Origin of the sequence: Parasaccharibacter sp. TMW2.1882 (genome assembly GCF_023337635.1) — a bacterium.
Classification (GTDB): Bacteria; Pseudomonadota; Alphaproteobacteria; order Acetobacterales; family Acetobacteraceae; genus Bombella; species Bombella apis.
On sequence record NZ_NWUT01000003.1, the window covers coordinates 247,387 to 273,247 of the forward strand.

28 protein-coding genes, 4 tRNA genes and 1 other RNA gene are annotated in these 25,861 nt (G+C 59.8%); 23 read left to right on the forward strand and 10 right to left on the reverse strand.

What is annotated here, in order from left to right:
- Positions 1–13 precede the first annotated feature (13 nt).
- Complete coding sequence (locus CO583_RS08635; protein ID WP_043558923.1) at positions 14–871, forward strand: hypothetical protein; 858 nt, start codon at positions 14–16, stop codon at positions 869–871.
- A 113-nt stretch (positions 872–984) separates the two neighbouring features.
- On the opposite strand, the gene CO583_RS08640 is transcribed toward CO583_RS08635, so the two are convergent.
- The 3 genes from CO583_RS08640 to ssrA all read right to left on the reverse strand — a co-directional run bounded on the left by CO583_RS08640 (position 985) and on the right by ssrA (position 3,231).
- On the reverse strand, positions 985–2,103 hold the full coding sequence (locus CO583_RS08640) for an AbrB family transcriptional regulator (RefSeq protein ID WP_081562903.1): 1,119 nt from the start codon (positions 2,101–2,103) through the stop codon (positions 985–987).
- 15 nt (positions 2,104–2,118) lie between these two features.
- Complete coding sequence (locus CO583_RS08645) at positions 2,119–2,772, reverse strand: SspB family protein (protein ID WP_052348957.1); 654 nt, start codon at positions 2,770–2,772, stop codon at positions 2,119–2,121.
- Between the two features lie 135 nt (positions 2,773–2,907).
- Positions 2,908–3,231, reverse strand: a transfer-messenger RNA (tmRNA) gene (gene ssrA, locus CO583_RS08650).
- Positions 3,232–3,374: 143 nt separating this feature from the next.
- Between ssrA and thyX the strand changes: the two genes are divergently transcribed.
- Together thyX and CO583_RS08660 are read left to right on the forward strand one after the other, a co-directional pair.
- Positions 3,375–4,280, forward strand: a complete 906-nt coding sequence (thyX, locus tag CO583_RS08655) for an FAD-dependent thymidylate synthase (RefSeq protein WP_043558921.1) — start codon at positions 3,375–3,377, stop codon at positions 4,278–4,280.
- Positions 4,281–4,283: 3 nt separating this feature from the next.
- On the forward strand, positions 4,284–4,586 hold the full coding sequence (locus tag CO583_RS08660) for a hypothetical protein (RefSeq protein WP_043558918.1): 303 nt from the start codon (positions 4,284–4,286) through the stop codon (positions 4,584–4,586).
- 12 nt (positions 4,587–4,598) lie between these two features.
- Here the strand turns inward: CO583_RS08660 and fbaA are convergent, their stop codons facing one another.
- Positions 4,599–5,717 (reverse strand): class II fructose-bisphosphate aldolase, encoded by a 1,119-nt coding sequence (gene fbaA / locus CO583_RS08665; RefSeq protein ID WP_248630768.1) that lies wholly within the window; start codon positions 5,715–5,717, stop codon positions 4,599–4,601.
- A gap of 182 nt (positions 5,718–5,899) precedes the next feature.
- Between fbaA and CO583_RS08670 the strand changes: the two genes are divergently transcribed.
- From CO583_RS08670 to CO583_RS08710, 9 genes are all read left to right on the forward strand, one after another.
- Entirely contained in the window at positions 5,900–6,463 is a 564-nt protein-coding gene (locus tag CO583_RS08670; RefSeq protein ID WP_043559316.1) for a NifU family protein, read from the forward strand.
- Positions 6,464–6,469: 6 nt separating this feature from the next.
- Positions 6,470–7,096, forward strand: coding sequence for a malonic semialdehyde reductase (locus CO583_RS08675; RefSeq protein WP_086431546.1), 627 nt, complete (start codon positions 6,470–6,472; stop codon positions 7,094–7,096).
- Positions 7,096–7,782, forward strand: a complete 687-nt coding sequence (gene tsaB, locus CO583_RS08680; RefSeq protein ID WP_248630779.1) for a tRNA (adenosine(37)-N6)-threonylcarbamoyltransferase complex dimerization subunit type 1 TsaB — start codon at positions 7,096–7,098, stop codon at positions 7,780–7,782. The genes CO583_RS08675 and tsaB overlap by 1 nt, the downstream gene beginning before the upstream one ends.
- Positions 7,782–8,288 carry a ribosomal protein S18-alanine N-acetyltransferase gene (rimI, locus tag CO583_RS08685; protein WP_052348955.1) on the forward strand — a complete coding sequence of 169 codons (507 nt, stop codon included), beginning with the start codon at positions 7,782–7,784 and terminating at the stop codon, positions 8,286–8,288. The genes tsaB and rimI overlap by 1 nt, the downstream gene beginning before the upstream one ends.
- 464 nt (positions 8,289–8,752) lie before the next feature.
- Entirely contained in the window at positions 8,753–9,172 is a 420-nt protein-coding gene (locus CO583_RS08690; RefSeq protein WP_043558914.1) for a MucR family transcriptional regulator, read from the forward strand.
- A gap of 120 nt (positions 9,173–9,292) precedes the next feature.
- On the forward strand, positions 9,293–9,820 hold the full coding sequence (locus CO583_RS08695; RefSeq protein ID WP_043558908.1) for a Fur family transcriptional regulator: 528 nt from the start codon (positions 9,293–9,295) through the stop codon (positions 9,818–9,820).
- A 128-nt stretch (positions 9,821–9,948) separates the two neighbouring features.
- Positions 9,949–10,779, forward strand: a complete 831-nt coding sequence (locus CO583_RS08700; RefSeq protein WP_193599755.1) for a GNAT family N-acetyltransferase — start codon at positions 9,949–9,951, stop codon at positions 10,777–10,779.
- 12 nt (positions 10,780–10,791) lie between these two features.
- Complete coding sequence (gene lnt / locus CO583_RS08705; protein ID WP_248630769.1) at positions 10,792–12,327, forward strand: apolipoprotein N-acyltransferase; 1,536 nt, start codon at positions 10,792–10,794, stop codon at positions 12,325–12,327.
- 91 nt (positions 12,328–12,418) lie between these two features.
- Entirely contained in the window at positions 12,419–12,886 is a 468-nt protein-coding gene (locus tag CO583_RS08710; protein ID WP_248630770.1) for a helix-turn-helix domain-containing protein, read from the forward strand.
- Between the two features lie 21 nt (positions 12,887–12,907).
- Here the strand turns inward: CO583_RS08710 and CO583_RS08715 are convergent, their stop codons facing one another.
- A complete protein-coding gene (locus CO583_RS08715; protein WP_043558901.1) occupies positions 12,908–13,570 on the reverse strand; it encodes a tyrosine-protein phosphatase in 663 nt (220 codons plus the stop codon).
- Positions 13,571–13,633: 63 nt separating this feature from the next.
- Between CO583_RS08715 and CO583_RS08720 the strand changes: the two genes are divergently transcribed.
- Positions 13,634–14,008: a hypothetical protein gene (locus CO583_RS08720; RefSeq protein WP_081562899.1), complete on the forward strand. Its 375-nt coding sequence runs from the start codon at positions 13,634–13,636 to the stop codon at positions 14,006–14,008.
- A 29-nt stretch (positions 14,009–14,037) separates the two neighbouring features.
- On the opposite strand, the gene CO583_RS08725 is transcribed toward CO583_RS08720, so the two are convergent.
- The 3 genes from CO583_RS08725 to CO583_RS08735 form a co-directional block, all read right to left on the reverse strand.
- Positions 14,038–14,220, reverse strand: a complete 183-nt coding sequence (locus tag CO583_RS08725) for a Trm112 family protein (RefSeq protein ID WP_043558894.1) — start codon at positions 14,218–14,220, stop codon at positions 14,038–14,040.
- A gap of 92 nt (positions 14,221–14,312) precedes the next feature.
- The gene (locus CO583_RS08730; protein WP_248630771.1) at positions 14,313–14,990 is read right to left on the reverse strand and encodes an LON peptidase substrate-binding domain-containing protein; all 678 of its coding nucleotides are present in this window, start codon (positions 14,988–14,990) and stop codon (positions 14,313–14,315) included.
- Between the two features lie 89 nt (positions 14,991–15,079).
- Entirely contained in the window at positions 15,080–16,000 is a 921-nt protein-coding gene (locus tag CO583_RS08735; protein ID WP_248630772.1) for a tetratricopeptide repeat protein, read from the reverse strand.
- Positions 16,001–16,175: 175 nt separating this feature from the next.
- Between CO583_RS08735 and CO583_RS08740 the strand changes: the two genes are divergently transcribed.
- Both CO583_RS08740 and CO583_RS08745 read left to right on the forward strand, forming a co-directional pair.
- Positions 16,176–16,250 (forward strand) — tRNA-Gly (locus CO583_RS08740).
- A 38-nt stretch (positions 16,251–16,288) separates the two neighbouring features.
- Positions 16,289–16,363, forward strand: a tRNA-Gly gene (locus CO583_RS08745).
- A gap of 136 nt (positions 16,364–16,499) precedes the next feature.
- On the opposite strand, the gene ppa is transcribed toward CO583_RS08745, so the two are convergent.
- Positions 16,500–17,024, reverse strand: a complete 525-nt coding sequence (gene ppa, locus CO583_RS08750) for an inorganic diphosphatase (protein WP_043559301.1) — start codon at positions 17,022–17,024, stop codon at positions 16,500–16,502.
- A 205-nt stretch (positions 17,025–17,229) separates the two neighbouring features.
- Between ppa and CO583_RS08755 the strand changes: the two genes are divergently transcribed.
- From CO583_RS08755 to CO583_RS08790, 8 genes are all read left to right on the forward strand, one after another.
- A tRNA-Ile gene (locus CO583_RS08755) sits at positions 17,230–17,303 on the forward strand.
- A 116-nt stretch (positions 17,304–17,419) separates the two neighbouring features.
- On the forward strand, positions 17,420–19,099 hold the full coding sequence (ettA, locus tag CO583_RS08760) for an energy-dependent translational throttle protein EttA (RefSeq protein WP_043558883.1): 1,680 nt from the start codon (positions 17,420–17,422) through the stop codon (positions 19,097–19,099).
- 21 nt (positions 19,100–19,120) lie between these two features.
- Positions 19,121–19,630, forward strand: a complete 510-nt coding sequence (locus CO583_RS08765; protein WP_043558880.1) for a GNAT family N-acetyltransferase — start codon at positions 19,121–19,123, stop codon at positions 19,628–19,630.
- 45 nt (positions 19,631–19,675) lie between these two features.
- Positions 19,676–20,587 carry an N-acetyl-gamma-glutamyl-phosphate reductase gene (argC, locus tag CO583_RS08770; protein WP_086441984.1) on the forward strand — a complete coding sequence of 304 codons (912 nt, stop codon included), beginning with the start codon at positions 19,676–19,678 and terminating at the stop codon, positions 20,585–20,587.
- 113 nt (positions 20,588–20,700) lie between these two features.
- Positions 20,701–20,785: transfer RNA gene (locus CO583_RS08775), tRNA-Leu, on the forward strand.
- Between the two features lie 184 nt (positions 20,786–20,969).
- Entirely contained in the window at positions 20,970–22,136 is a 1,167-nt protein-coding gene (locus CO583_RS08780; RefSeq protein ID WP_043559294.1) for a phosphoserine transaminase, read from the forward strand.
- The gene (locus CO583_RS08785; RefSeq protein ID WP_043558877.1) at positions 22,133–23,278 is read left to right on the forward strand and encodes an ATP phosphoribosyltransferase regulatory subunit; all 1,146 of its coding nucleotides are present in this window, start codon (positions 22,133–22,135) and stop codon (positions 23,276–23,278) included. Before CO583_RS08780 ends, CO583_RS08785 begins: the two co-directional genes overlap by 4 nt.
- A 48-nt stretch (positions 23,279–23,326) precedes the next feature.
- Positions 23,327–24,616, forward strand: a complete 1,290-nt coding sequence (locus CO583_RS08790) for an adenylosuccinate synthase (RefSeq protein WP_043558873.1) — start codon at positions 23,327–23,329, stop codon at positions 24,614–24,616.
- A 325-nt stretch (positions 24,617–24,941) separates the two neighbouring features.
- Here the strand turns inward: CO583_RS08790 and ftsY are convergent, their stop codons facing one another.
- Positions 24,942–25,856, reverse strand: coding sequence for a signal recognition particle-docking protein FtsY (gene ftsY / locus CO583_RS08795; protein ID WP_081562896.1), 915 nt, complete (start codon positions 25,854–25,856; stop codon positions 24,942–24,944).
- Positions 25,857–25,861: the final 5 nt, after the last annotated feature.

Below are 25,861 nucleotides of genomic sequence, written 5' to 3' on the forward strand. Positions count from 1 at the left end.
GGAGCGTTGAGGGATGAAGTGGTTTTTTGCGATTACAGAGAAGACACTGTCCAACGACCCTGATCATGGTTTTATCGATTGTATCCGGGCTGCCGTACAGTCGGCCCGTGAGAATACGACGCTGATCCCGCACATGGTGTTTGATGGAAACGAATGTGACTTCACGCGGGAGATGCGGGCTGCCGGGGTGAATGTCATTTTTCACCGTCTGCATTTCTATGACCGCCTGCTGGAGGCCCAGCGTCGCCTCAAACCGGAATGGCCCAATTACATTTTTACGGCGGCTGGTGCCTTCATGCGGCTGGAGCTGCCCCTGCTGGAGCAGGATGACCAGTACGTCCTGTACACCGACTGTGACGTGATGTTCCTGAAGGACCCGCAGGTCGAGTTCTGCACGCCGGAAATCTTTGCGGCTTGCGGGCAGTTCGGCAAGCAGGATTACTACGTGGACATGAACTCGGGGGTCATGGTGATGAACCTCGAGCGTATGCGCCGCGACCTGCCAGCAATGGTGGATTTCCTGTGCGATAATCTGGACCATGTGGCTGGGTATGATCAGGAGCTGCTGCGCATTTTCTACAATGCACAGTGGAGCCCACTTTCCGCCCGCTTCAACTGGAAGCCTTACTGGGGGGTGGATGACAACGCTACCATCGTCCATTTTCATGCGGCCAAGCCACCTGCTGCGCGGCATCTGCTGAATGATCCGGCCTATCGTGAGCATGATCATGTCTTCCATGCCTGGCGTCACTGGTTCTTCCAGAATCCGGCTGGATACGGCTATTACGTTCCGAAGTGGGAAGAGTATCTCGAAAAGGCCCGCCGGTCTTACCAGGCAGACGCAGTCAGTGAGTTTGATGCTCTGAGATAGAATGGGGGTTCAACCCATTCAGGCAGTGCTGGAATATGGAAAAGCCCTCCTTCGTGGAGGGTTTTTCTTTGCCGTCATGCCAGCAGGCGGCGTGGCCGTGCCCTCTTCCGGGGTTACTTGCTTGTGGAAGGGGAGCGGGGCAGCTGCTCCATCTGCTCAGGCATGGCGGCCGTGCGGCTGGTATGGCGTTCCAGCCATCGCCCAAGGGGACGGGCAATGGCTGGCCCGAGCGTGATGATGGCGAGCATCCGGGCTGTCTGCATGGCAATGATGAAGGGCAGGGCAATCGGGACGTTGGCGCTGATGACGATGATGGTGTCCAGCCCGCCCGGGCTTGTGGCCAGGTAGGCACTGAGGAGGTCAATCCGGGCGAAATGGGCTACCGGCAGGGCCAGCAGGGCGCAGCTGGCAATGAGCGTCATGGAGGAGAGGGCGACCGCTGGGATGGAGCGGAGTGCATAACGCAGGACGGGTGCGGTGAAACGCAGCCCGATGGACCAGCCGATGGTCAGATAGGCCGGGATGCGGATCCAGAAAGGGGCGCTGATCTGGAACAGGCCACTCAGCTGGGCTGTGGCACCTGTCAGAATGGTCAGCAGAAGTGTTGCCGCTGGTGAACGCAGCCTGAGGCCGATGACTGTACTGATGGCGACAAGCAGCAGTGTAGGTAGCAGGTTGCCTCGCATTGGTGCGGGCGTGGGAGTGGCGTGGCCCGTGCGTATGACGATCCATGAAATCAGGGACGTGGCAACGGCAACCATGATGACCCTGAAATAGAGCATGAAGGCTGTCAGCCTTGTATCAGCTCCGAAAGACCCGCAGAGCATGACCATGGTGGAGGCTGCGCCCGGTGATGTGCCCCAGAGGGCCGTCGTCCCCGGCATGACCCCGAACCAGGCCAGACAGGCCCCCGTGGAAAAACTGACAAGGATGACGGAGAGGACACTGAAAAGAACCAGTATCCAGTGGGACATGATGTGGTGGAGGACAGAGCCTGTCAGGCTGTTGACGACCACACAGGCCAGTATGGCCTGTGCCATGGTAAAGAAAACGGGTTTGATGGTGACGCCACGGTTCCTGATCGACAGGATGATGCCGGCCGCCATGGGGCCCAGCATCATGCCCGCTGTCAGATGCAGCAGCATGAAGAGGCCGGAAATCACGGCAGAAAAAAAGACCAGCTCTGCCCATCGTGACCCATGGGAGCGCCAGGAGAGGGAGGACAGGGTCACACGCCCGGTCCCTGCTCAGCGGTCCCTGTCATCAGGGGTTCCAGAGGGATCATTGCCTGAGGGTTTCTTGCGGAAGGCTGCCAGACTGACAACCTTCGCCCCCTCATTTTCCTGGTCATGGGAGTCACCGTCATGGCCTGCACTGGTTCCGGCATGTGCCTTCGGTTCGTCTGCCGAGGGGTGGAAGGTGTGGACCTCGGCCAGACCGCCCTTGTCCCCTCCGTGGAGGTCAGGGTCTGTCGGAGTGTCGGCATCTGCCATGTGCTGCTGGGGCGTGAAATGCATGACGAGATGGATGTGAGGGTCCGCAAAGGCCGTGACCGCTCCCAGAGGGATGTGCAGGGTGCTGGGGATGCCGCCAAAGGACAGCCCGACAGAGAAGGTCCGGGTGTCATGGTCCACCGTCAGGTTCTGGAACTGGTGTTGCAGGACGATGGTCATTTCTTCCGGGTAGCGATCCTTGAGGCGGGAGGGGATGTCCACTCCCGGCATGTCGGTACGGAATGTCATGTAGAAATGATGGTCACCAGGGAGGCCATGTTCGCTGACATGGTCCAGCGCCTTGATCATGACGATACGCTGGGCATCCTCCATCCAGCGGTCATAAGGGAGGAGGCTGGCTGGCATGGAGGGGCCGAGCCCGTCGGAGCCGTTGGTATCATCACTCATGGAACAGCACCATCACCTGTTGCATCTGGGAAGTTACCTCAGGTGTGCGACAGGCGGCATGAAATCGCAAGGGGCCGGGTTGCATATTTTCCAGCCCGACCTTTTATCGTGGGATGGTGTTTCAGAAAAGAAACAGGTGGGGGGGCTTCTGTTGCCCGGTGCACCCCCCGGACCGCGCTTATCGCTTATGCAGCAACAGCGAGCACCTCAGAGTTATCGTTGGCACTTGTAAAGTCAGCCCGATGACGGCGGAACAATACCGGGCAAAAAGTAGATCTTTACCATGCGTGTCGAGCCTGTTTCGTCCCCATAGCGCCAGCCCGGAAGGCTGATGGTGGAGACGCCGGGCACTGCCCCCGGGTCCACAACACTTATTCCATCTACCGTTTATCGCCATAGCCAAGGCCGAAGCCTCCGGCAGGGACGAATATAGGCAGTTATGTCCGGTATGGCAAGGTGAAACGGGCCTTCCCTTCTGCCATCTGGGCGGTTACATCTGTCACCGTTATGGTTACATTCAGTAGCTGGGGGAAGTGGATGGCCGTGCTGATCCACCTCCGTGGATAATAGCCCGGCACAGCCAGATGAGCGGGAGAGAAGTCATGGCCCTGACAGACGAGCAGCGTTCCGAAATAGAGGCCGTGCGTGCCGCCCCCAACCAGACGGTGCGGCCAACCGTTCCGGCCATGGAGGCACTTCTTTTTGAGCCTTTCCCGCTGCTGGATCATGGTTTCATCCGTGTCGTGGACTATATGGGGGATGATTCGGCTGTCGTGCAGGCGGCCCGTGTGTCCTACGGCAAAGGGACACGGAAGACGTCGGAAGATGCCGGGCTCATCCGCTATCTGATGCGGCATCGTCACTCCACACCGTTTGAAATGTGCGAGATCAAGTTTCACGTGAAACTGCCACTTTTTGTCGCCCGGCAGTGGATTCGTCACCGCATGGCCAGCGTGAATGAATATTCTGCCCGGTATTCCGTACTGGACAGGGAGTTCTATCTGCCCGATGCCACGCAGATTGCTGCGCAGAGCAAGGTCAACAATCAGGGGCGGGGCGAGACCCTCAGCGCAGAGACAGCGGCAGAGGTGCTGTCCATTCTCCAGCGGGATGCCCTGCAATGTTATGGCGACTATGAGCAGCTGCTCGACCCGGAGGGGCTGGGTGTGGCCCGGGAACTGGCCCGCATCAATCTGACACTCAACACCTACACGCAGTGGTACTGGAAGATTGACCTCCATAATCTGATGCATTTTCTGGCGCTGCGGTCCGACCCACATGCCCAGTATGAAATCCGTGTCTATGCCCAGAAGATGATCGAGATTCTCAAGGCATGGGTACCGCATACGGCACAGGCTTTTGAGGATTATCGCCTCGGAGCTTACAGCTTCTCTGCCGGGATGCTGAAGGTGCTGCGCCGCCGCCTTGCCGGGGAGAGTGTCACGCAGGAAACATCCGGCCTGACGAAGCGGGAGTGGACGGAGATGCAGGCTGTTCTGGAGGGCTGAGACGTGTCCGGCTCTGACCTTTTCCCTGAAGAGGAAGACCGGCCTGCTGGTCCTGTCCCGGATTCAGCGGCTTTGCTGGAGGAAGGGCGCCGGTTCCAGCGGGAGACGGGTATCCCGCCTCTTCTGGGTCACAGGCCACGTTTTCTGCCATGGGTGCTGCTGGCAGCCCTGCTCATGCTTGTCTCTCTGGGTATTGAGATTTTCTGGCCCCTGCCGGGGCGGCATGGCCCCCTGCCTGTTTGTGGGCAAGGGGCGGTGGAGACGGTTTCCTGTCAGAAACCGGCTGCGGTTCCATCTGCCCGCTGATGGAGCGGACGGTCAGGGCTGGCGGGCCATGCTGCGCCCCTGAGCCCCGAGTACACGGAAACTGTCTGTCAGCCGTTGGATGAAACTGTCCTCTCCGGCCTTCATCCAGGTACGGATGTCGTACTGTTTTTTCAGCGGCCGCCCCGTTACGGGTGAGACCTGATGGGCGAAGGCTTCTTCATGTTCCTGCATGTAACGGGCCACACCTTGTGCGTAGGCGAACTGGGTGTCTGTATCGATGTTGAATTTGAAGACCCCGAAGCTGACAGCCTGTTTTATGGCGTCTTCATCCGATCCAGACCCGCCATGGAAGACCAGAGGAACAGGATTGGGGCCCGTCTGGAGCCGCTCGGCCACGAGAGCCTGGGACCTGCGGAGTATGTCCGGGCGGAGGCGGACATTGCCGGGGGCGTAGACTCCGTGAACATTCCCGAATGAGGCAGCGATGGAAAGCATCCCCAGAGGGGACAGGGTCTTCCATGCGGTCAGAACATCTTCCGGACTTGTATAGAGGGAGGGATGGTCAGCCGGTCCGGTGCCATGCAGCTCGTTGCCAATGCCGTCTTCTTCTCCCCCCGTGATTCCCAGTTCGATCTCAAGGCCGATTCCCAGAGGGGACAGTTTTTTCATCAGGGTCGCTGCCGTGGCGATGTTGTCGGCGACCGGTTCTGTCGAGAGGTCGAGCATGTGGGAGGAGAACAGGGGTTGGCCTGTCTGTTCGTGGTGGCGGCGGCTTTCTTCCACGAGCCCGTCAATCCAGCCCAGCAGGGGACGGTTGGCGTGGTCCGTATGGAGGATGACAGCTACCCCGTAATGGCGGGCCAGAAGATGGACATGTCGTGCCAGAGCCACGGCCCCCAGAATCCGGGCCTGCTGCTCATCCGGCAGGGACTGGCCAGCGTAGAAGCGGGCCCCTCCGGCGGAAATCTGGATGATGATGTCAGCCCTGTTGGCCCGTGCTGCGGCAAGAGCTGCATTGGCAGTGGATGAACTGCTGACATTGACAGCCGGAAGGGCATAGCCCCCCATCTGGCAGGCCCGGAGCAGGGTACGGTATGCACCGCCAGTGGCCACACCCGGCGGAATGGCCGACATGCTGTTGGCAGGGAGTGCGGTGGAGGGGGGTGTCATGGATCCTCTTGGGTGGAGCTGGAGAAGGGGGAACGTGGCAGAGGTAGCCTGTTCTGCCAGTCTGATATACATACTGTCTGTAAATAGGACTATAAAGGTCCAAAAGTGGTAGAGTTGCGTTAGAGGGTGCTCATTCCATCGGGTATCTGATAAGAGAGGCGTTCATGACACAGAATGATCTTATGATGATTGAAACTGAAGATACTCCCAACCCGGCGACACTGAAATTTTTGCCGGGTCGTGACGTGACGGGCGACCGGTCCCCTGTCGATTTTGCAGAGGCCGGGGTCGTGGCGGGGCGTTCTGCTCTGGCAGATGTTCTTTTTGGCATGGCCGAGGTGAAGCGTGTCTTCCTGGGAAGTGATTTTGTTTCTGTCACGAAGGATGATGGAGCCGACTGGGATGCACTGCGCCCGCAGGTGCTGGTGGCCCTGACAGATTTCTTCAAAAGCGGGAAGCCAGCCCTTGCAGAAGACATCGCTGCCCCGGAGGCTGACATCTTTCCCGAGGACAGCGAGATCGTGGCCCGGGTGAAGGAGCTTCTGGATACACGGGTCCGTCCGGCCGTGGCCAGCGATGGGGGGGACATTGTCTTCCGTGGTTATCGGGAAGGTGTCGTCTATCTGAGCATGCAGGGCGCCTGCTCTGGCTGTCCGTCTTCCAAGGCTACATTGCGGCACGGCGTGGAGAACATGCTCCGTCACTACATCCCGGAGGTGACGGCGGTTGAACCTGTAGAGGAGTAAAAGCTGATGACATCATCACCAGCCCCGGAGGGGCAGCCGGCAGAAGGAGAGGTCTCCAGCCCTGTTCTGGCCGAGGAGCTTTTTACACGCTGCCGCACGGCAGACTGTTTTTCTGACCGGCCAGTGGGTGATGATGTCCTGCATCGTCTTTACGATCTGCTCAGGATGGGGCCAACATCGGGCAACTGCTCACCGGCCCGCTTCGCTTTCCTGAAGACGGAAGAGGCCCGGCAGAAAATCCGGCCTGCCCTGTCTCTGGGCAATGCGGAGATGGCCATGACGGCGCCGGTGCTGGTTGTTGTCGGGTATGATCCCCTGTTTTTCGAGAAATTCGAGACTCTCAACCCCATGCCCGGCCTGCGGGACTGGTATGCGGCTGATGTCGGGCTGAGTGACGAGACGGCGTTTCGCAACGGTACCCTTCAGGGGGCCTATCTTATCATGGCAGCCCGTGCGCTGGGGCTGGCTGTGCGGCCCATGTCCGGCTTTGATGCCGTGATGGTGGAGGAGGAATGTTTCCGCAAGCAGGGCTGGCGGGCCAATTTCCTCGTGGCACTGGGTTATCCCGGGGGGGAAGTATCTTCTCCCCGGGCACCCCGTCTGCCTTATGAGGAAGTCTGCCTGTGGCTGTGATGCCGGGGCGGTGTCTCGTCATGAACGGGGCGGGAGCCGGACGGGGGCAGAGCAATCTGATCGCCCTGCTGGAACATGGCCAGGTGGTGGATGAACAGGTGCTGTCCGGGCGTGGTGCTTCGGAACGTTTTGCTCCGGCCGTGCAGGCCATGTTGGCCCGGACCGGTTGGAAAGAACCACCGGAGATGGTGGTGGCTGTGGTTGGCCCCGGTTCTTTTACGGGGTTGAGAGCGTCTCTTTCCCTTGCAGCAGGGTTGGTCCGGGGATGGTCCTGTCGGGGCGTAGGTGTTCGGCTGGGTGATGCACTGCGGGCGACCATGAAGCATGATGAGGCCACTATCCTGTGCCTTGCCCGTCGGGGGCGGGTTTTTGTGGATGCGCCGGGGCGGGAGGCCTGTGCCCTGCCGGTAGGCGAGATTCAGCCGGGGAGCTGGCCGGTCGTGGCAGGTGATGCCGTCCATGGGGATGATGCCTTGCCGGAGCTGAGTGGCCAGACAGGCTGTGGTGTTCTGGGGAGTAACGTGGTCCGCCTGCCTCATGCCGCTCCGACGGCGGAAGGCATTTTCAGGGCCGCCTGCCAGAGTCTGGATGATGGGACGGTCGAGGCCTACCCGCTTGAACCCCTTTATGTGGACCCCCCGGAGGCAAAACCCCCGGCAGGTGGTCTGAGACCGGCACCGCAGTGATGTCTGGCACGGGCTGTCCGGACAGGGCGGATCATGATGGCCAGAGGGAGGTCCGGTCGGACGTGCAGGGGCCTGAGCTGGTGGCTGTGGGGCCAGAGGCAGCCCGTGTCGTGTCGGCCCTGCATCATGCGGCCTTTTCGGGACGTGACCCTTGGGATGAGACAGCCTGCGGGCAGATTCTGGCCCTGCCGGGTGTGGAGGCCTGGCTGGTTTGCGTGAGTGATGTTCCTGTGGGTTTCATCATCAGTCGTCATGTGCTGGATGAAGGTGAGGTCCTGTCTCTGGGGGTGCATCCACAATGGCAGCGGCAGGGTCTGGCGCATCGGTTGCTCTCCCATCTCATCAATCGGGCCCGACAGGAGGCAGCCACCCTGTTTCTGGAAGTGCGGCTCAGTAATGAAGCCGCTTTTGCCTTGTATGGGCGGTGCGGCTTTCAGCAGATAGCGGTGCGGCGTCGTTATTACGACGATGGTGAGGATGCCCGTCTTTTGAGGTGGTCGCCCTGACAGGTCATACCCTGTCTTCTTTTGCATGGCACGACGTATGGGCCGTGTAATGCTGGAATAGCTGTTGAACAAGGGGCGGTCAGGCTGTGTGGTATGCCTGTAATGGCAGGTCATCATGTATATGATCTTGCAGCTGTTATGTTCTTGTAACGTCTTTCCTTGTCTGCTCCAGGTAACAGCCTTCTATAAGACTTGTCATGTCATTCATGATGAATATTCCTTATAAAACAGCATGATCTTTGTAGGGCGCCTGTATTTCCCTGTGATAAATGGTGTTATTTGAGCGCAGGCGGAAGGGAGAAGTTCTCTTATGTAATGTCGTGATTTTGTAAGAATTTCTGTCTATGTTGTGGATTTTCTTATCTTATCAACAAGTGTTTACTATTACAGAAACGGTTTTTCTTGTTGTCTTTTTCTACAATCCGTTATAGGTCGAACTAAATTTCTTGGGAGATAGGTTTTTTATGTCGTCGTCTGAGACAGAAACACAGGCCCTGCGTCAGCTGACAGCACAGATCGTCACGGCGTATGTGAGCAGTCATGATGTTGCTGCCGAAACTCTGCCGGACCTTGTCCGTTCGGTGCACGGTGCCCTTGCAGGGGCCGGTGTTGCCGTGGAGGCAGAGCCCGAAAAACCGGTACCGGCCGTACCGCCCCGCAAGTCGGTCTTCCCCGATTATATCATTTGCCTGGAAGACGGTAAAAAGCTGAAGCTGCTGCGCCGTCACCTCAAGACAGCCTACAACATGACACCGCAGGAATATCGTGAGCGTTGGGGGCTGCCGCCGGAATATCCGATGGTTGCTCCCAACTATGCCAATCATCGTTCTTCCCTTGCACGGCGCATCGGTCTTGGCCGCCGCCGTGAAGGGAGCGAGGGGTAATCAGGATGGTCTGTCCTGTTTCTCAGGACAGACCCGGTTGAGTCTGCATGATGGAGGAGGTGCGTTTCGTATTATGATGTGGATTGGACAAACCGTATCATAATCGGATAGATCATCAGTATGGTGATGAGCACAAAAAAAATGGGGCGCGAGGGTGCTGCGTCCGGGGATACTGTGGGTGATTCGCCCATTGCACGTCTCTGCGTCAAGCATGGTCTGAAGATGACCGGACAGCGGCGGGTGATTGCCCGTGTCCTTTCGGAGGCGGAGGATCATCCGGATGTGGAGGAGCTGTACCGCCGTGCTTCGGAACTGGACAGCCGCATTTCCGTTGCTACCGTTTATCGGACAGTCCGCCTGCTGGAAGAAAAAGGAATTCTGGAACGCCGGGATTTTGGCGGGGGCCGTGCCCGCTACGAAGCCAGTGAAAATGGGCATCATTATCATTTGATTGATATTGATAGTGGTAACGTCATCGAATTCGAGAATGATGAACTGGTCGGCCTGCTGGCGAAGATTGCTGCGGAACTGGGGTTTGATCTCATGTCTCACCGGGCGGAGCTTTTCGGACGGCGTACGGCACCCGAAAAGAAGAAAGATGCCGCTCCCGAGGATGGGAACAGGTCCAGTCCAACAGGCCGGGCATAAGGAGTGACTGATTTCGTATGACCGGGAAGAGGCCGTCAGATACCATTGGGGATGCATGCATCCCTTCCTGTAATGCAGAGCAGCCGGAGGCGGGGGGATTCATCAGCAGCGAGAAAACGCAGCGGCAGATGGATACCCTGGCGACTCTTGCCCTGAACCGTGAAGGCGGTTTTCAGGAACTGCGTGGCGGCAGCTTGGGTGTCAGGCTTGCCACGACGGAAGAAGAGATCCGTGCGGCACAGGCCCTGCGTTATCGTGTGTTCTTTGACGAGATGGGGGCTCATCCCAGTGAGGAGGCCCTGCGGACCCGTCTGGATTCTGACCGCTTCGACGAGATTGCAGATCACCTTCTTGTGGTGGACCATGCCCGTGGTGGTGGTGCAGACAGCGTGGTGGGGACGTATCGTCTGCTGCGTTCCGATTCGCTGGGGGAAGGTGGCCGTTTCTATACGGCGGATGAGTATGACATTTCCTGTCTGACAGATTTCCCCGGTCGCCTTCTGGAGGTCGGGCGGTCCTGTGTGGCACGGGATTACCGTGGTCGTGCGGCCATGCAGCTGCTCTGGCGGGGCATAGCCTCCTATATCTTCCTGCACAGGATTGACGTGCTGTTTGGCTGTGCCAGCCTGCATGGGACATCACCGGATATGATGAGTGATGAGCTGACATGGCTGTATCACAACCATCTGGCGCCGCCCGCCCTGCGGGTTCGGGCCCTGCCAGAGCGCTATGTCAGCATGTGCCGGACAGACCCTGCCACGCTGGACCGCCGCACCTGCCTCAGCAAGCTGCCGCCCCTCATCAAGGGGTATCTGCGTCTTGGTGGGTATGTTGGTGATGGTGCCGTGGTGGATGAACAGTTCAACACCACGGATGTGGCTGTGCTCGTCAAGAGTGAGCTGCTGGCTGACAAATATTACCGTCATTATGAGCGTCGTCTGAAGGACGCGCTGGATTAACAAGGGATTTCCATGGTGGTGAAGGCATTGTGCTCCCTTCCACAGCAGGGAGGGTGGCGCGGCGCCGTCTTCATGTTGGTTCTGGGGGCGGTGGCAGCGTTGGCTCTGCCACCGCTCTGTTTTTTTCCGATTCTGCCTTTGGCATTGGGGCTGTTCTACAAGGCTGTCTGTGCCGCACCGGGGCACCGTCAGGCTGCCCTGTGGGGATTCCTTTTCGGGATGGGGTATCATACGGCGGGTCTTTACTGGCTGACCAATGCAATCCTGACCCGGGTGCATGAGTTCTGGTGGGTGGTGCCTTTTGCAGCGCCTGGTGTTGCGCTGCTCATTGCGCCTCTCGTGATGGTTCCGGCCCTGCTCTGTCGCTCCGTACCGCCGGGTTGGCCACGTGTGGCGATGTTCGCCGGGAGCTGGACGTTGGCCGACATGGCCCGGGTTTTCTATTTTTCCGGTTTCCCCTGGAATCCTCTGGGCAGTGCGCTAGAAGTCCCAGGATGGCTGGGGGATTGGCTCATTCAGCCAGCGTCCCTGATCGGTGTGGATGGGCTGACGCTTCTGCTGGTGCTGGCTTCACTGGCCGTATGGCAGGGACGGCGGGGGCTGCTGGCCGTGGTCGCCTGTGCAGGTCTCTGGTGTGGCTGGGGGGCATGGCGTGCTGGGCATGAGGCCGTTCTGCCGGGGCATGTCAATCCGGCTGTCGTGGTTGTGCAGGGCAACGTGACAGAAGATGAGGTGCTGGGGCGGGATGATGCGGTTTCACAGTTCCGGTCTTATCTGGAGCTGACAGCGCAGGGCGTGAGAGATGCGCAGCGCCTGGTGCCGGGACGCCCGGCTGTTGTCGTCTGGCCGGAATCTGCTTTCCCCGGTCTTCTGGAGGAGGAAGGCTGGGCAAGGCAGGCCATTGCCGCCGCTGCCTCCGGGGCACCGGTATTGCTCGGGTCGGACAGGCGTGCCGCCGGTGTGGATCGCTGGTACAATAGCCTGATGGCTCTGGCCCCGGATGGACACATAGAGGCCATTTATGACAAAAGCCGTCTGGTTCCGTTTGGAGAGTATGACCCCTGGATACTGCCCTTCCACCTGCTGCCGGCCGAGGTGGTGCCGGGCCCGGGGTTGATGACCTGGAACCTGCCACAGGTTGGTCGTGTCGGTCCCATGGTCTGTTATGAGATCGTGTTTTCTGGTGGTGTTGTGGCACCGGGGCAGCGGCCAGACTGGCTGCTGACGATCTCCAACGATGCCTGGTATGGCAACAGTGCCGGGCCGAGGCAGCATCTGGCGACAGGGCGGCTGCGTGCCGTGGAAGAAGGGTTGCCGGTTGTTTTTGTCAATAACCGTGGTGTGTCTGCCATTTATGATGCCCGTGGCAGGGAAGTTGGGCGAACGGAATGGGGCAGGGAACAGGTGCTTGTACGCCCTCTTCCGGGACCGGAAGCAAAAACATTTTTTGCTTTGCTGGGGCGCTGGATACCGGCGCTGATGTCTCTGCTGTTTGTGGGGGCCGCTCTCGTCGGGCGGTGGTTTTATGAAAAGGGCAGATCGGTGTAGCCTGAAAAAATTGAAAATATAATTTATTGTTAACCACTATCGATGAAGAGTAGAAACCTTTTGACCTGATTTTTATTGAGGTTCGTGATTGATGACAGAACTAGCGTCGTTTGTCGATGCACATGTTGGCAAACGTATCCGGCTTCTTCGGGGGCTGCGGAAATTTTCACAGGAAAAACTGGCCAAGGCACTTGGTATCACTTTTCAGCAGGTTCAGAAATATGAGCGTGGGGCAAACCGCGTCGGGGCGGGTCGTCTGTATGAGCTGGCCCAGGTTCTTGAAGTGCCGGTAGGTTTCTTTTTTGACGAGCTGGATGGTTTCGCCAGTCCCGCAGCAGGACCGGGGAATCTTCAGGAAGAACAGGCTCCCTTCCAGAAGGATGATGGGGGCGGGGAGAAAATGGCTGAGGCCCCCCAGGAGAAAAATGGGGGCGGTATAGAGCTGCTCATGTTGCCGGAAACAATGGAACTGGCACAGGCCTATTACAGTATCCGGGAGGAGAAGATCCGTCAGCAGCTCATGAATTTCATCCGGGATGTGGCCAGACGGTCCAGATGAGGGTGATGGAAGCGGAGAGGGCTACTCTCGCCGCAGGATGGCATCGTTGAGAAAGGCGCTGAAGCGCCCGGCCCTGTAGGCGTTCCGTAGCGCTTCTTCGTCATATTCCTGTTTCACCCAGTCGATGAAAGGCAGACGGCCTTCTGCCGTTTTCTGGTAGAGCTGGAAAAAGGCATCCAGAATTCCCGTGCGGGACCGACGGAAATGCAGGAAGCGCCAGTGCAGATGCTTCAGGGCATTTTCGGCCGTTCCACCTTCAAAGAGGATCACCAGTCCGCTGGCAAGCCCGGCCCTGTCCGCTCCGGACTTGCAATGTAGCAGCAGGGGGAACCGGGCTTTTTCATAGAGCTCATGGAAGCGGAGAATACGGTCCTTGTGGGGGGCATTGCGGCTCTCGAAGGCCATGTCGAGATAGGGGAGGTCCAGTCTCTGGCAGGCCTCCCGCCCCAGGGCATCGGCACCACATTGCCGGTGTCCCCGCAGGTTGATGACCATGACAAGCCCCAATGTCCTGCGCCAGCGGTGCAGTCGGCCCGGTGTGGGATGGTTGCTGCGCCAGACACGTCCCGGCACGACAGGGGCCAGATTTGTCCAGACCAGCCGGAAGATGGCATGGTCCACAAACAGGGCGTCATGCCAGGCGCGCAGCCGCCGTGCAGGGGTGGAAAGGGTACCTTTGAACATGCCTGTTCTTTTCACGCCTGTGGGTCTTCGTCAATTGGGCAGAAGTGCTATAGGGTGAAGGTCATGAGGCTGCCTTTTCCCCCTGTCCTGTCTGTCCGTCCGGTATGCCGGGTCCTGTGGCCCTGTCTGCTGGGCTGTACCCTGATGGCAGGCTGTGCGACGGAAGAAGAAGATGCCCCTGTCCGGCACCTGCCCAAAGCGGACATGACGGAGGCCTATCCCAGAAAACCGTTCCGGGAGCTTCATCATCCCATGCCGCCTTATTCAGGCGGGATGGTGCCCATGGTGCAGGCCATACAGCCCACGCCAGATGAAATTTCCGGTCGGACTGTTCATACGGCTGAAGGTGGCAGCGCTGGTGGTGATGATCTGCCGCATTTCCCTGCACAGACCCATACCGAGGCGTCTTACGGGGCTCCTGCACCTAGGCAGAAATAGATCGGCGATCTGTCAGGGACGGGTAGGAATCAGTCCTCCAGTTTCGTGGCCTGTTCCGGCAGCATGACGGGGATGCCATCCCGTACGGGAAAGGCCAGTCCGGCCCGGGGACTGATGATGCTGTTGCTGGCCGGGTCGTAATGCACTGGGCCTTTCGTGACGGGGCAGACGAGGCGGGCCAGCAGTTCTGGGGATGGAGAGGTGTGGGTCATGATGATTTTTCAGTCCATGCGGTTGGGGGCGAAGGGTACCTGAAAGCACCCTGAGACAGGGAACCAGCCTTACATGATGGCATGTTCATCGCCTAGCGGGACAGTTCGTCCAGAAGGTGGCTGGCCCGTTCCGTCGTGTCCGGGCATTCCAGCAGTTTCTGTTTCACCCCGGCGGAGAAGGGGAGCAGCATGGGCAGCATCGTCAGCAGGGTGTTGTCGTCCAGTTTCTTCAGATTTTCCCAGTTGATGGCCATGGCATGGCGCTCGCCATAGTTTTTCAGGACGATGGAAAGATCTTCACGGTCGAGATTCAGGGAAGGGTTCTCCAGCAGGTCGTGGGAGAAAGGCATGGCATTGATGCGCCCTTCCCGCCAGCCCCTGTCAGTCAGCCTGTCCTGTAGCAGGCGGAAGCGGCAGACCCCTGTAAGGGTGATGAAGAACTGCCCGCTTTCCTGCTCCATGAAGGAGGTTACCCGCCCTATGGTGCCGACATGTTCCAGTGGAGGGGCCATGTCGCCGTAACGGGCCGTCTCGGAGGGCTGGATGATGCCGATGAGCCGATGCTGGGCGAGGCAGTCTTCCAGAAGGGTCAGGTAGCGGGGTTCAAAGATGGTCAGGGGAAGCTGCCCCTGTGGCAGAAGAATCGTGCTGCCCAGAGGCAGCAGACCGATTCGGGGTGGCAGGTCCGCCAGTGTCATGTCTGTCAGGACGGGGATCCGGCGTCTGGAGCCGCAGGATGTGTCATGGGCAGGGTGGTGGGCATCAGGCATGGGGCGTCTCCTCCAGCGGGGCAGGCAGGGACTGCATCATGGATGGACCATTTCCCTGCATATGGTCGTGTCTGTGCCGGATCATCCGGTCATGAGAATAACAGGGAGGACAGTTTGCGCCGTGCCGCCAGGGTGGCGGGGTCTGCCATGCCCCAGGCTTCAAAAAATTTCAGAAGTTCGGCCCTGGCAGCCTGTCCGGCTCCTTCCCTGTCCCGGGCGATGATGTCCAGCAGGCGCTGGGCCGCTTCCTCCCGCTGGCCCGTGCCATTCAGTGCTTTGGCCAGCTCTGTCTGAAGGGCAGCATCGTCAGGGGACTGCTCCAGTTTCTGACGGATTTCATCGATCCTTCCGGCACTGTCCCGGCCTTCCTGATAGAGTTTCAGGCTGCTCAGGGCGCTGGTGATCAGGGGCTCCCCGCCAATGGATTCGGGAATCTGGGAGGCTGCTTCTTCTGCGCCTTCCGGGTCATCCATGGCGATCATGCAGCGGATCAGCCCAGCCCACCCTGCCGGATGCTCCGGTTCACTTTCCAGTACGGCGGCGTAGAGGTTGGTGGCCTCAGCCAGCTCACCTTCTTTGAGGGCGGAGTCAGCCATTTTCAGCTGTTCGGCAACGGGCATGGCCTGCCCGCTGTCCTTCAGGAGCTGTTCAATGAAGGCCCGGATACCGCTTTCCGGCTGTACACCTTGCAGGAGGTCCCGTACCTGCCCCTGCCAGAAGGCAACCACTACCGGGATGGACTGTATGGGCAGGCCCATCTGCACCAGCTGGCTGACCAGTGGCCGGTTGGCGGTTACATCCAGCCGTACCAGCTTCACCCGGCCTTCCGTGGTCTGGACGAGTTTTTCCAGCACGGGGGAGAGCTTTTTGCAGGAAGCGGATGAGGCCGCCCAGAACTCCACAAGAACCGGCATGTTCCTGCTGGCCTCGACAACCTGTTCCATGAAGTTTGACTGGTCCACCTCCATGGTTCGGGAGGGGCTGCTGGAGGGGAAAAGGGCTTCTGTCATGGTCGGCAACCTCTGTCAGCTGGCGGGGGAGTCTGTCACAATCGCTCCAGTTAAAATTGTTTCCACAGGGCATGGAGGCAAGGGGGGCAGAACCTTCAAAAAAGGAAAATAAAAATGTGTTGGGGGGGATTGCGTCGGGAGCTTCTTTGAGGCATAAGCCTCCCACCGACAGCATGCGGGCGTAGCTCAGGGGTAGAGCACAACCTTGCCAAGGTTGGGGTCGAGGGTTCGAATCCCTTCGCCCGCTCCAGATTTCAGGGTCTGGGGAGCTGCTGGTGACAATGTGATGCGGGCGTAGCTCAGGGGTAGAGCACAACCTTGCCAAGGTTGGGGTCGAGGGTTCGAATCCCTTCGCCCGCTCCAGAAAGACGGAAGAACCACTTTGCCGGATCGGGTGAGGTGGTTTTTTTGTGTCTGCCGTTTTCCCGGTCCTGCTGAATGGACACAAAAAACGGACAGTCCCCGAAGGGACTGCCCGACTTTCCAGCAGCAGTAAAGATTACTTCTTTGCCGCAGCAATGGCGGCTTCGATGACCTTGCCAGCCTCGGCCTTGTCGCCCCAGCCGGAAACCTTCACCCATTTGTTGGGCTCGAGGTCCTTGTAACGCTCGAAGAAGTGGGCGATGGCCTTCAGCGTGATTTCCGGCAGCTGGTCGAGAGAGTCGATCTTGCTGAACTGCGGATGAATCTTGTCATGCGGTACGCAGATCAGCTTTTCGTCCTGTCCGCTTTCATCTTCCATCTTCAGTACGCCGATCGGGCGGGAGCGGATGACACTGCCGGGGAGGACATCAGCCGGGGTCAGGACCAGTGCATCCACCGGGTCACCATCAGCGGCCAGCGTGTTGGGGATGAAGCCATAGGCTGCCGGATAGGCCATCGGCGTGAAGAGGAAACGGTCCACGAAGATGGCGCCGCTGTCCTTGTCCACTTCGTACTTGACCTGGGACCCCTGTGGAATCTCGATCACGACGTTGATGTCATGCGGCACATCCTTGCCGGGGGAAATCTTGGTAACGTCCATCGTCTGCTCCATCCGTGTCTGTGGGTGATGTGATGGGCGCATTATTAATGAATATGCCCGGTGTTGTATATGTGTATTGCCTGCGGCCTCTCTGCTGCGGTGAAGTCGGGAAAAAGAAAGCGCATTATTTGCCCTGTCAGGCGTGTTTTTGCCCCGCAGGGGCTTGAAAAAAAACTGCGTATGAGCGATGTGGCGAAATGTCTGTGCGCCTGTAGCTCAATTGGTTAGAGCTGGCCGCTCATAACGGCTAGGTTGCGGGTTCGAGTCCTGCCGGGCGCAGGTGACGCCTCCATGCATGTGGAGCCGCCTGTATTTGTTGGGAAACGCCCCGGGCGAGAGGGGGCACAGTCCTGCTTCCTGCCTTTTCGTTCGTGTGTTCTAGAGGAGACCGTTCCATGGCCGCCTATCAGTATGTCTATGTCATGAAGGACGTCACAAAGTCCTATCCGGGCGGCCGTGAGGTGTTCAAGGGGATCACGCTCTCCTTCCTGCCGGGGGTGAAGATCGGTATCCTCGGGGTGAACGGCGCAGGTAAGTCCACCCTGCTGAAGATCATGGCTGGAATCGAGAAAGAATTCGGCGGTGAGGCCTGGGCTGCCGAAGGTGTCCGCATCGGCTATCTGGAGCAGGAGCCGCAGCTGGACCCGAACCTGACCGTGGGCGAGAACGCTGCACAGGGCTTCGGTGCGCTGAAGAAGGCCGTGGAGCGTTTCAATGAAATCTCCATGAAGTTTGCCGAGCCCATGTCCGATGAGGAGATGAACGACCTTCTCGCTGAGCAGGCCGAGCTTCAGGAAAAGATTGATGCCGAGGATGGCTGGGAGCTGGACCGTCATCTGGAGATCGCTCTGGATGCGCTGCGCTGCCCTCCGGCGGACAGCCCGGTGGACAAGCTCTCCGGTGGTGAGAAGCGCCGTGTGGCCCTGTGCCGCCTGCTGCTGGAGAAGCCCGACATCCTGCTGCTCGATGAGCCGACCAACCATCTGGACGCCGAGAGCGTGGCATGGCTCGAAAAGACCCTGCGTGAGTACAAGGGCACCGTGATGGTCATTACCCATGACCGTTACTTCCTCGACAACGTCACCAACTGGATTCTCGAGATCGAGCGTGGCCGTGGCTATCCGTTCGAGGGCAATTACTCGTCCTGGCTGGAGCAGAAGCGCAAGCGGCTGGCTCAGGAAGAGAAAGAGGAAAGCTCCCGCCAGCGTGCCCTCGCAGCGGAACAGCAGTGGATCGCCAGCTCGCCCAAGGCCCGCCAGGCCAAGAGCAAGGCCCGTATCACCCGTTATGAGGAAATGCTGGCTGCCGGGCAGGAAGCTGCTGGAGGCACGGCGGACATCGTCATCACGCCCGGTCCCCGTCTGGGGCAGACGGTCATCGAGGCCGAGAATCTCTGCAAGGGCTTTGGTGATCGTCAGCTGATCGACAATCTCAATTTCAAGCTGCCGCCGGGTGGCATCGTGGGGGTCATCGGGCCGAATGGTGCTGGCAAGTCCACACTCTTCAAGATGATTACCGGGCAGGAACAGCCTGATTCAGGCTCCCTGAAGATCGGCGATACGGTCAAGCTGGGCTATGTTGACCAGTCCCGTAATGATCTGGACGACAGCAAGACCGTCTGGGAAGAAATCTCCGGCGGAACGGACGTCATCCATCTGGGCAAGCGGGCCGTGCCGTCCCGTGCCTATGTCGGGGCTTTCAACTTCAAGGGGCCGGACCAGCAGAAGCGTCTGGGCGTCCTCTCCGGTGGTGAGCGCAACCGTGTCCATCTGGCCAAGATGCTCAAGGAGGACAACAACGTCCTGCTGCTCGACGAACCGACCAACGATCTGGATGTCGATACGCTCCGTGCGCTGGAGGATGCTCTGGAATCCTTCGCAGGCTGCGCCGTGGTCATCAGCCATGACCGCTGGTTCCTCGACCGTCTGGCCACGCATATCCTCGCTTTTGAGGGGGACAGCCACGTGGAGTGGTTCGAAGGCAACTTCCAGCAGTACGAGGAAGACAAACGCCGCCGTCTGGGGCCTGATTCCACGGAGCCGAGCCGCATCCGTTACCGCCCCATCGCCCGCTGATCGCCGTCCGGGCGGCATGTTGTGCTAGGCAATGAGCTGCGGACAGCCCGTCTGATCCTCCGCCCGGTCAACTGGCCGGACATGGAGGACATGGCACGGCTGAAAGCGGATGTCGGGGCGTTCGGGGCCATGCTGGGTGGTGTGCGGACCCGTGTCCGGGCGGAAGCCGAGATGGCCGAGGATGTGGCTTTCTGGGCCGAGCGGGGCATCGGCATCTTTTCCATTTTTGAGGAGGGGCGTTTTGTCGGCATGACGGGCGTGCATGAACGCCCCGATGGCCGGGGAATCGGCCTGCGTTTTGCCCTGTTCCCATGGGCTGCCGGGCGTGGCATCGCCCGTGAGGCCGCTGGTACGGCCCTCACCTTTGTTCTGGATGCGGGGGTGGAGCGTGTCGTTGCCGTCGCCCGTGAGGATAACCGGCCTTCCCGCATCGTGCTGGGTAGCATCGGCATGAGTCTGCTTGACCAGTTCGAGCGGGACGGGCACATCATGCTTCTGTATGAAAAGAGGCGGATGCTGTTCCAGTGGTGAATGGCACCGCCCCGGTCAGGGGCAGGCAACAGGGAAGCCGGGACGATGACGACGCACATATTCATTGATGGTGAGGCAGGCACGACAGGCCTGGGGATTCGCCGCCGTGTCGAGGCCGTGGCTGATCGTCATGACCTGAAGCTGCTGAGCATCGATCCTGCCCAGCGGAAGGATCCGCAGGCCCGTCGTGCCCTCATGGCGCAGGCTGATATCACCGTGTTGTGTCTGCCGGACGATGCCGCCCGTGAGGCCGTGGCCCTTGGCCAGGATACCGGGACACGGTTTCTGGATGCCAGCACGGCCCATCGTGTGCATCCAGACTGGGTCTATGGCCTGCCGGAGCTGGATGCCACCCAGCCGGAACGGATCAGGAAGGCCCGGTTCGTCAGCAATCCCGGCTGTTATGCTACAGGGGCCATTGCCCTGCTTCGCCCGCTGGTTCAGGCGGGGCTGCTGCCGGTGGATGCCCATGTCTCCATCAATGCGGTGTCCGGTTATAGCGGTGGTGGCCGCACGATGATCGAGCAGCAGGAGGAGGCGGGTGGTCCGGCTTTCTTCCTCTACGGCCTGAACCTTCAGCACAAGCACCTGCCGGAAATGACGCAGTATAGCGGCCTGACCCGCAACCCGCTGTTCGTGCCGTCTGTCGGGCATTTCCCGCAGGGGATGATCGTGTCCATTCCGCTGCATCTGGTATCTCTCCCCGGTGTACCGATGATCGAGGACGTCACGGCTGTTCTCAGAGAGTTCTACAGGGATGCGAAAACCATCCGTGTCGTGGAGTCCGAGCCGAAGCTGGTGGCTGAAGCCATGGCGGGCCGGGATGACATGGAGCTGCGTGTGAGTGGCCATAGCGGGCAGGCCCTTCTGACAGCGTCTCTGGACAATCTTGGCAAGGGGGCTTCCGGTGCGGCCATGCGTAACATCCTGTTGATGAGTGGGCAGGACATCACCTGAAGGGTCGGGCAGCCTATCCGATTTTTTTTTCGGGCCGCTCTCTGGCCCTTTGTGCCGGGATATCTTATAAGCAGGACGTTTTCTGCGCCCCGTGGGGCGCAGGCAGATCATGGGCGAGAGTGGCGGAACTGGTAGACGCAGTCGGCTCAAAATCGACCGCCGCAAGGCATAGGGGTTCGAGTCCCCTCTTTCGCACCATTTTTACAGGTCATGACAGTAGAGTGATGTGGCGGCCTGGCCTGGATGAGCTGGCTTGACCCCTTCTGGTGCCTGTGACACCTAGGAAAAAAGTAACCGTTTGCCGTGAGGGGCCGCTGTCGCCTGCCTGTGGTGGGGACGTATGGTTTCTTGCGCCTTCTGAATCATGGATGACCTGCCAATCATGACCGCAGCCAAGCCTTCGCACCGTCCTCAGCGGCCCTATTTTTCATCCGGCCCATGTGTCAAACGTCCGGGCTGGACACCAGAGGCCCTGAAGGGGGCCTTCCTCGGGCGGTCCCATCGTGCGGCAGAGGGACGGGCACGGCTCCATGAGGTCATCACCCGGTCGGCGGCCCTGCTGGGCATACCGGAGGACTGGCAGGTCGGCATCGTGCCGGCCTCCGACACGGGAGCCGTGGAGATGATTCTCTGGGCACTGGCAGGCCAGCGAGGCATGGATGTCCTGTCCTTTGAGAGCTTTTCTGGCACGTGGGCGCAGGACCTGAAGGACATCCTGAAGCTGGAAGACCTGCGTGTTCTGGAGGCTCCCTATGGCGAGCTGCCTGACATGGCGCAGATCGACTGGTCCCGTGATGTGGTGCTGACATGGAATGGCACGACATCAGGTGTCTGCATCCCCTCCGTGGAGAGCGTTCCGGCGCAGCATGATGGCCTCGTGATCTGTGATGCTACCTCGGCGGCCTTTGCGATGGACCTGCCGTGGGACCGGCTGGATGTCGTCACATGGTCCTGGCAGAAGGCCCTGGGTGGTGAGGCAGCTCATGGCATGGTGGCCCTCAGCCCGAAGGCGGTCCGGCGGCTGGAAGAAGGCAGCCAGAGGCCGCTGCCCAAGATTTTCCGCCTGACCAATAAAAAAGGGCTGAATGAGGCCATCTTCCGGGGGGACACCATCAACACGCCGTCCATGCTTTGCGTGGAGGATGCGCTGGATGGTCTGCGCTGGGCCGAGTCCGTTGGTGGACTGGAGGCCCTGAAGGCCCGTTCCCGCAAGAATCTGTCCGTCGTGGAACGCTGGGTAGCGGCCCGTGACTGGGTAGCTTTCCTCAGTGAGAAGAAAGAGACACGCTCCTGCACTTCCATCTGCCTGAAGATCATCGCTCCGTGGTTCGAGGCACTGGATGATGCGGCACGGTCCAAGGTCATCAAGACCATGACGGGCCTGCTGGAGGAGGAAAAGGCCGGATACGATCTGGCCGGTTATCGTGATGCGCCTGCCGGTCTGCGCATCTGGGGCGGAGCCACGGTGGAAGCCGAGGATATTGAGGCCCTTCTGCCCTGGCTGGACTGGGCTTTTGCCCGTATTGAAGAGAAGTTTGCTGCGTCATGATCAACGGTCCCGAGACATCCAGTCCCGCCCTGCTGCCGATGGGGTTCGTGGACCTTCTCCCTGCCGAGGCAGAGGCGGAGGCCCGTGGCCTTGCTGAAGTGATGGACGTGTTTTCGTGCCATGGGTATGAGCGTGTCCGTCCGCCTCTGCTGGAGTTTGAAGGCTCCCTGCTGAGCGGGGCCGGTGAAGCCCTGGCGGAGCAGAGTTTCCGTCTGCTGGACCCGTCCTCTCACCGGATGATGGCCCTGCGGCCGGACATGACGACCCAGATTGCCCGCATTGCTGCGGTGCGGATGCAGGATAGTCCCCGCCCGCTGCGTCTCTCCTATGCGGGGGATTGTGTGGTGATCGGCACGCTCGGTCGTGAGGGACAGCGGCAGATATCGCAGGCCGGGATTGAGCTGATTGGCCCGGACAGGGCCGAGGCGGATGCCGAGGTGATCGCCCTCGGAGCAGAGGCTCTGGCCCGTCTGGGTATTGCCAATGTGTCCTTCGACCTTTCCATGCCTGTCATGATCTGGAGCCTGATTGAGGACAGTTTCTCCGGCGTCGAGCGGGACAGCATCATTCATGCTCTGGACAGGCGGGATGCAGCCGCCGTGCGGGACTGTGGCGGCCCGTGGGCGGAGCTTCTTCTGGGCATGATGGCGGCTGTTGGCCCTGCCGCCATCGCTCTGGAAAAGCTGGCGATGCTGGACTTCCCCGACATGCTGAAACCTCATGTCGAACGGCTGAAGGCTGATGTGGCGGCGATTCTGGCCCGTCTGCCGGATGCCCGCCTGACAGTGGACCCGGTGGATTTCCGGGGCTGGCGGTACCATACGGGGGTCTGCGTGACGGTTTTTGCCATGCATTCCCGTGAGGAGCTGGGACGTGGCGGCCGCTATCTGGCCGGAGAGGAGCCCGCCTGCGGGCTGACCCTCAACCCCCATGCCTTTTTGCGGGTTGCGGAAAAGCCGAAGCGGCGGCAGCGCTGCCTTGTTCCGCCCGTAATGGCGCAGAAAGACTTGTCCAGCCTGCATGAGGCAGGCTATGCCACGATCGCATCGCTTGGGGAATCAGGCGAGATGGAGCAGGAGGCGCATCATCTGCGGTGCAGCCATATCTGGAAAGATGGAAAACCCGTCGTACTGGCACGCTGAGGTGCAGGCAGGGGCCGCCATCGTGAGACGTTGAGGGAAGACATTCTTATGGCCAATGTTACCGTAATCGGAACCCAGTGGGGCGATGAGGGTAAAGGCAAGATCGTTGACTGGCTGGCCAGCCGGGCCGATATCGTTGTCCGCTTTCAGGGCGGGCACAATGCCGGCCATACGCTGGTCGTGAACGATCAGGTCTACAAGCTTTCCCTGCTTCCTTCCGGTCTGGTTGGCGGGAAGATTGGCGTCATCGGCAATGGCGTGGTGGTGGACCCCAAGGCCCTGATGAGCGAGATCGACCGTGTGACGGAACAGGGACTGACCGTCACGCCGGAAACGCTCTGGATCGCCGAGACGGCCCCTCTCATCCTGCCCCTGCATGGTGCGCTGGACCGTGCCCGTGAGGTTGCCCGTGGCAACCACAAGATCGGCACGACAGGCCGTGGCATTGGTCCGGCCTATGAGGACAAGGTGGCCCGCCGGGCCATCCGCATCTGTGATCTTTCCGAGCCTGAAACGCTGGACTGGAAGATCGACGAGCTGCTGCTCCATCACAACACGCTTCTGGCCGGTCTGGGAGCGGAAACCTTCACCAAGCAGCAGATTCTGGACTTCCTGAAGGAGATCACGCCCCGTCTCCTGCCCTATGCCTGCTGTGCGTGGGACCGTCTGGCCGAGGCGGACCGGGCTGGCAAGCGTATCCTCTTCGAGGGGGCACAGGCTGTCATGCTGGATGTGGACCACGGGACCTATCCTTTCGTGACAAGCTCCAACACGGTGGCGGCCATTGCGGCTTCCGGCAGCGGCATGAGCCCGAAATCCGTCGGGTTCGTGCTGGGCATTGCCAAGGCTTACACAACCCGTGTTGGTGAAGGGCCTTTCCCTTCCGAGCTGTTTGATGAGGTCGGAAAGGGCATGGCCGAACGTGGGCGTGAGTTCGGGACCGTAACGGGTCGTCCCCGCCGCTGTGGCTGGTTCGATGCGGCCATGGTCCGTCGTGCTGTGCGTGTTGGTGGCGTGAGTGGCGTGGCCCTGACGAAGCTGGACATTCTGGATGGCATGAAGGAAGTGTCCATCTGCGTCGGTTACGAGCTGGATGGCCAGAAGATTGACAGTTTCCCCTCCGCACCGGGGGCCCAGGCCCGTGTGAAGCCCATTCTGGAGACCATGCCGGGCTGGAATGAGACAACCGGTGGTGCCCGTTCCTGGGCAGAACTGCCGGCGCAGGCCATCAAGTATGTCCGCCGCATTGAGGAGCTGATCGGCACGCCGGTCACTCTGCTGTCCACCAGCCCGGAACGTGAGGACACCATCCTTGTGACGGACCCTTTCGAGGGCTGATCAGTCGTCAGGTCATGTTGGATGAAGGCCAGCCCTGTAGAGGCTGGCCTTTTTATTTTGATCGAATGACAGCTTTCTTCAGGCGGGAAGAGATAAAAAAAGGAGTGTCCAGTTTCTGGGCACTCCCTTTTCTGTCTGATGTCCTGTTGAGGAGAGCCTGACTGCCGTTCAGGCCTTGTTGTCGGGAAACAGCCTGTCCAGCAGTTTCTTCAAAACCTTTCCGACAACGACAGTCATGACTGTTTCGACCGCAAATCTCAAAAGTGCTCTGAACATGAGAAAATGCCTCCTTCTGGGCAGATGGTCATATCGTGACGGGGACAGGTTACGCCGTTTTGGCATCGCCGACCAGCCCACGGGCATAATCTTCGGCAGAGAATGGCCGTAAATCCTCGGCCTGTTCGCCAACGCCGACAAGGTGGACAGGCAGTTTGAACTGTTCGGCCAGAGCCACCACGATTCCACCACGGGCGGAACCATCCAGCTTGGTCACGACCAGTCCACTGACATTCACAAGCTCCCGGAAGACCCGCACCTGCTCAATGGCATTCTGCCCGGTTGTGGCATCCAGCACCAGCAGGACGCTATGGGGCGCAGAGGGGTCGAATTTCTGCATCACACGGATGATCTTGGCCAGTTCATCCATCAGGGCCTGTCGGTTATGCAGGCGGCCCGCCGTGTCCACGAGGAGCAGATCGGCCTTTTCCTCCGTGGCCCGTTTCAGTCCGTCATAGGCCAGTCCGGCGGCATCGCCTCCCGGTTTGCCGGAGATTACCGGGGAGCCTGTGCGCTCCCCCCATATCTGGAGCTGTTCGACTGCTGCCGCCCGGAAGGTATCGCCCGCCACCATCATGACGGACCTGCCCTGCTGGTGATACTGATGGGCGATCTTGCCGATGGTCGTGGTCTTGCCCACACCATTGACGCCCACCACCAGAACGACATGCGGTTTCTTGCTGTCGTCCAGTTTGAAAGGCTGGGCTACGGGTTCCAGAACCCGGGAAATCTCGGCGGCCAGTGTCTGGCGGATTTCCTCCGGGGTGATGTGCTCCCCGAAGCTCTTCTCACGGAACTGTTCGATGATCCGTCCGGCCACGGCAGGACCGAGATCGGCAGCGATCAGCTCGTCTTCAAGCTCTTCCAGCGTTTCATCATCAAGTTGCCGTTTGACAAACACCGCATTGAGGCGTGCGCTTGAACGGGACAGACCCTGTTTGAGTCGAGAAAAAAATCCAGCCATGACTG